The organism is Bacillus sp. 05T31 (assembly GCF_056396725.1).
Window position 1 is genome coordinate 1 of sequence record NZ_JBFTMA010000319.1, and the last position, 4,575, is coordinate 4,575.

Below are 4,575 nucleotides of genomic sequence, written 5' to 3' on the forward strand. Positions count from 1 at the left end.
GTTTTAGTCCCTATCTTTCTATGAACTTGATTCAATTATATAAATTTCTCCCGAGAAATAAAAGGAAATACATTAGAACCCAAAACTTCTCACTTTATTTACATGCATTTCATGTAAGTTTAAGTTATAAAATAAAGTATTTTTTTCATTTGTATTCAAACGTATTTACAATCAAAAATTAAATCATTTTAGAACTTGTTTAATAAACTCTGTTTTAGCTTTTGTGTATGCTTCTCTATCTTGGTTATATCTTTTAGCTAAATCTTGTTTCAGATTTGAATAATCATAAACTAATTGTGGATTTTCTCGTAAGCGGTTACGAAATAAAAGTTGTTGCTCCCATCGCTCAGTTCCTTTAACCATTAAATGCAGGTGAGCTACACGCCTATTATTCTTCACTTTCACAAAGAACCTTCTCCAAGGTCTTTCATCTAATTCCGGGCCTACATAATGCCAATCATATATAGACAATTTTGCTGAAATATCGAGCACTCTATCAAATGAGTCTGTTTCAGCCATTAGATCAATGATAGGTTTTGCAGGTAAACCAGGTATGGATGTACTTCCTATATGTATTACTTTGCTAATACCGAGAGGAGTAAGCAGTTCATAAAGTTGCTGTTCTTCACATCGTCCTTTATCTTGCCAATCAGGATTTGCATGAACTATCTCTACTGACTCATTCGCCCATACAGGCCAATCGTTCGGATTATCTTTTTTATCCACCCAACACATCCCCTTTCACGAACTTTTTGCTATATAAACGATTTTAAATTCATTTAAATATAACTACCGGATCATCAAAATTACTATTCTGAAATATAACATTCGCACATTCTTTCGGATTATGCTCATCTATATACATCTTACAAGCCGCATGATATCTGTTTATAAACATTTTCTCTGCTTCTTCATAACTTCCAAAAGCCTCATTCTCGCGCTCTGCACCACGGTTTCTCGCAATCTCAAAATCTGTATCTACGAAAATTTTATAGTCAAATAGATACTCAATTTCTTTTTTCAATAAAAATGTTCCATCTACTATTAGCACCATAGTTGGCGAGGCCACTAGCGGCGTATTATGTACAGGCATGTCCGTTATTAAGTTATGAGAAATCGTTTCATACTGTAAATTCCCGTTAGGTCCTAAAGGTTTTAATAGCCTTTCTTTGAAAGCTGTATAATCGTGTGCATCTTCATAATACCCTCTTGCAGACTCTTTTCCTTGTGCATAACGAATCACTCTCGGGTTATGAAAATCGTCAATGCTGGTGCGTATTACTTGCACTCCCCGATTTTTCATTTCCTCTGCCAGTTCGTTTGCAAATGTTGTCTTTCCTGAAGCTGTTATACCACTCACTCCAACTCTTGTTGGATGGGTTAAGTTTAATTTAAAAATATGATCTACAATTTTTTTAATGCGTTGTTTTCGGCGCATGACATTCCTCCTGTAACTCTGTTTACATAATATATTTATAATAAATAAACTTCATCACTGTTTGTCGGTAARTCGATATTTTGWAAAATCGTTGATATATTTTTATTAAGTTACATATTCCTTACTTCCCTTTAAACCCCCGATACAAAGCAGTTCGTAACTCCTGCTTGTATTCCTCAATTTCTGGCATATCCAACTCCTCAGCTAGTCGAATGGCTAATTCAATATCATACGGTACTCGTACGAGTTGAATGGAAAAGCTCGCTGCTTCTTTTTCATTGTAAGTTCCTTCAAAAATTAAATAGGACGCTTGTGTTATTTCAAGTGGGTTTCCTACGCTACCAGCATTACATAACGTTTTCCCTCTGAAATTTTGCACATACGCCTGGTGAACATCACCATAGCAAACGACATCTGGTTTTCTTTCCCCTTCTATATTCTCTGTCAAATCACTATTTTCGAACATACTAACACGCTCTTCTCTTGAAGCGTGTGGTTGAATTCTTTCATACAAACTTCTYGGTGAAGCGTGGAACATACGAATCAGTTTCCCACTCATATAAAACTCGATTGAAAATGGTAAGCTTCTTAAATACTCATTTTGTTCTTCTGACAATTGTTTTTGATGCCATTTTAACGCTTCAAATTCAGTCGGTTTTGTAATGAAATCATCCCAGTTTCCCATTACGGTTCCTTCACATTCTTTACGAACGATTTCAATTACTTCGCTAGAATGCGGACCTTTTCCTACTAAATCTCCAAGACAAATAATACGTTCAATTCCTCTTAATTTAATATCTTTCAGTACTGATTCTAATGCCGGAATATTACCATGTATATCTGAAATTACCGCAATTTTATCCAAATGAATCCCTCCGTTATTTATTGTTTATTATATCCTCATGTTGTGATTGATACCATTTTGGAATATAGGATGAAAAATGATTATGATCTTCTAAAATTCCGTTCAATCTTTCCTTCATATCATCTACTAAATGTGGTGTACTCCGGTTTGTCCATACGATATCCGCTGGGAATGTCATCGCTGCATATAATGAATACAGTTTCCAAAAATGGAGTGACGGTTCACCTCCGCAATAACCGTGAACTTGWCCAACCGCAAATGGTTTGCTTATTCTTGTAGTAAAAATCGCTACGTTATAAAAATCATGTATTAGATCGCCAAAATCATATCCACCAAAATCGATAACGATAAACTCCTTATTGTGAATCATACTATTCGCTGGATGGAAGTCATCATGTAAAAATGTGATAGGACGATTTTTTAATAAGTCTCTATGATTCTCTACAAAGGTTAATACTGGCTTCATATCTAGAAAGTCTACCTCTAAGTCTGCTAATGCTTTCAAGTATCTCTCGTACTTGTTCCACTGAAACGTTTCCCACGAAGCAATGACATTCTCTTTTTCTATTGTATGAATTCTCTTTAAAACTTCTCCAGCTCTTTTCCCCGCAGCATACTGCTCTTTCACCGATAACTTGCCTAAACTCTCTTCTCCATTTACTCCGTCAATCCATTCAAATATTTGAACGCATTTATTTAATTCTTCAAGTCTTATGAAATGAGTTAATTTTGGCGTCGGGATATGTAATGACTCCAACTGTTTCATATACGTATATTCTTCTTGTTTTCGTTCAAAATTTGCAGAATCACACACTTTTACAAAATACGTTTCTCGATTCTCTAATTCAACTTTATATTTCTCTTCATGTGAAAAACCTTTTGTAATAGCTGTACATTTTACAATATGAGGCCACCCTAGTTTTCTCTCTATCTCTCTTAACATTTCTTCCACAAAGTTCACCTCTATTCATATATGTACAAACTACCTAACACCTCATACTCTCGTTTATTTTCCCCTTTAAACTCCACTGCAAATGGATATTCACCATGATGCTTCAAACGTTCTAGTACTAGCCCTTCTCCAACTGGTTCACAAAACTGCACATGAACATCACCAAACGATACACTTTGACACTCAGCATTCCATTCTTCATTTTGTATGATTGAATTTGCAGTTAGCTCCATTACTTCTTTCCATTTCCGCACTGTTTCTCGAACATTTTTCACCGTATAATGAATCGTTTCAATTTCTTGTACTTTATTTTTATGTTCAGTGATCGTCCCTATTTTACGTAAATCGTTTCTTCTTTCTTCATCCGTTTCATTCCACTGTATAAAGAATGGTAATTTCGGTCCATTCTCTTCTTGCTTTACAAATAACATTTTCCATTCTAAAAGCCGACCATCTTTTCTCATCCGTTTCCCTTCAAATGGTCCTATCGTATGTAAGCCGTGCTTATTAAACTTATTTGCTAGTTCTTCAATTGCATCTGTTCGAATTGCGATTTGTAGCATCCCTTCTCCTTTTTGTAATTTCACCACTGTTTCTTGTACTAATGGATTTTYYGCTTCTTTCGCTTTTTCTTCATGCTGAACTGCTAAAAATTCTATATATGATAAATCAAAATAACATAAACTATTCCAAGTACCCCAAGTCGTATGCTCACCGCCTAATGCAGTATGAAATCCATGCTCCTGCATTTGTTTTGCCGCTTCCTCCGGTGTACAATGCACAGCGTGAACGAGATGATCAAATGCTAACATAGTCTTTCTCCCCTTTCTCTCCATCCTTTTATTGTATATTTTATTTTTCTTTCGTTCAATTCAAAAAACTTCAAAACCCAGTTGATTTATACGATTAATGTGTATTATAATAAAACAAATTTAATTATTGCTGATTGGAAAAACCAAAGGCACTTTTCTCATACGGGAAAAGTGTCTTTTTCATTTATTATTACAGGGGGATTATTTATGCAGAAATTAATTATCTTTGCTATTATTGGATTTTTCGCTCAATTGATTGATGGCGCACTTGGTATGGCGTACGGGGTAACGTCTACCTCACTATTATTAATGTTTGGTATCGCACCAGCTGTAGCTTCCGCATCAGTTCATTTAGCTGAAGTCGTTACAACCGCCGCTTCTGGTGCATCTCATATCAAATTTGGAAACGTTGATAAATATACAGTTTCCAGACTTACATTACCAGGAGCAATTGGCGCATTTATTGGGGCATGTTTTTTAAGCAATTTACCTGGTGATGTAATTAAAC

At 35.2% G+C, this 4,575-nt stretch carries 6 protein-coding genes; 1 reads left to right on the forward strand and 5 read right to left on the reverse strand.

Annotated elements, in window-relative coordinates; genetic code table 11:
- Positions 1-183: 183 nt before the first annotated feature.
- From AC1DJR_RS18075 to AC1DJR_RS18095, 5 genes are all read right to left on the reverse strand, one after another.
- Complete coding sequence (locus AC1DJR_RS18075) at positions 184-726, reverse strand: GrpB family protein (RefSeq protein ID WP_429688593.1); 543 nt, start codon at positions 724-726, stop codon at positions 184-186.
- Between the two features lie 49 nt (positions 727-775).
- A complete protein-coding gene (locus AC1DJR_RS18080) occupies positions 776-1,438 on the reverse strand; it encodes an AAA family ATPase (protein WP_429688509.1) in 663 nt (220 codons plus the stop codon).
- Positions 1,439-1,559: 121 nt separating this feature from the next.
- Entirely contained in the window at positions 1,560-2,303 is a 744-nt protein-coding gene (locus tag AC1DJR_RS18085; protein ID WP_429692085.1) for a metallophosphoesterase family protein, read from the reverse strand.
- A 13-nt stretch (positions 2,304-2,316) separates the two neighbouring features.
- On the reverse strand, positions 2,317-3,255 hold the full coding sequence (locus AC1DJR_RS18090; RefSeq protein ID WP_429692086.1) for an aminoglycoside phosphotransferase family protein: 939 nt from the start codon (positions 3,253-3,255) through the stop codon (positions 2,317-2,319).
- An 11-nt stretch (positions 3,256-3,266) separates the two neighbouring features.
- Positions 3,267-4,067 carry a VOC family protein gene (locus AC1DJR_RS18095; protein ID WP_477003170.1) on the reverse strand — a complete coding sequence of 267 codons (801 nt, stop codon included), beginning with the start codon at positions 4,065-4,067 and terminating at the stop codon, positions 3,267-3,269.
- A gap of 99 nt (positions 4,068-4,166) precedes the next feature.
- Between AC1DJR_RS18095 and AC1DJR_RS18100 the strand changes: the two genes are divergently transcribed.
- A partial coding sequence (locus AC1DJR_RS18100) for a sulfite exporter TauE/SafE family protein (protein ID WP_477003171.1) occupies positions 4,167-4,575 on the forward strand: 409 nt, incomplete at its 3' end.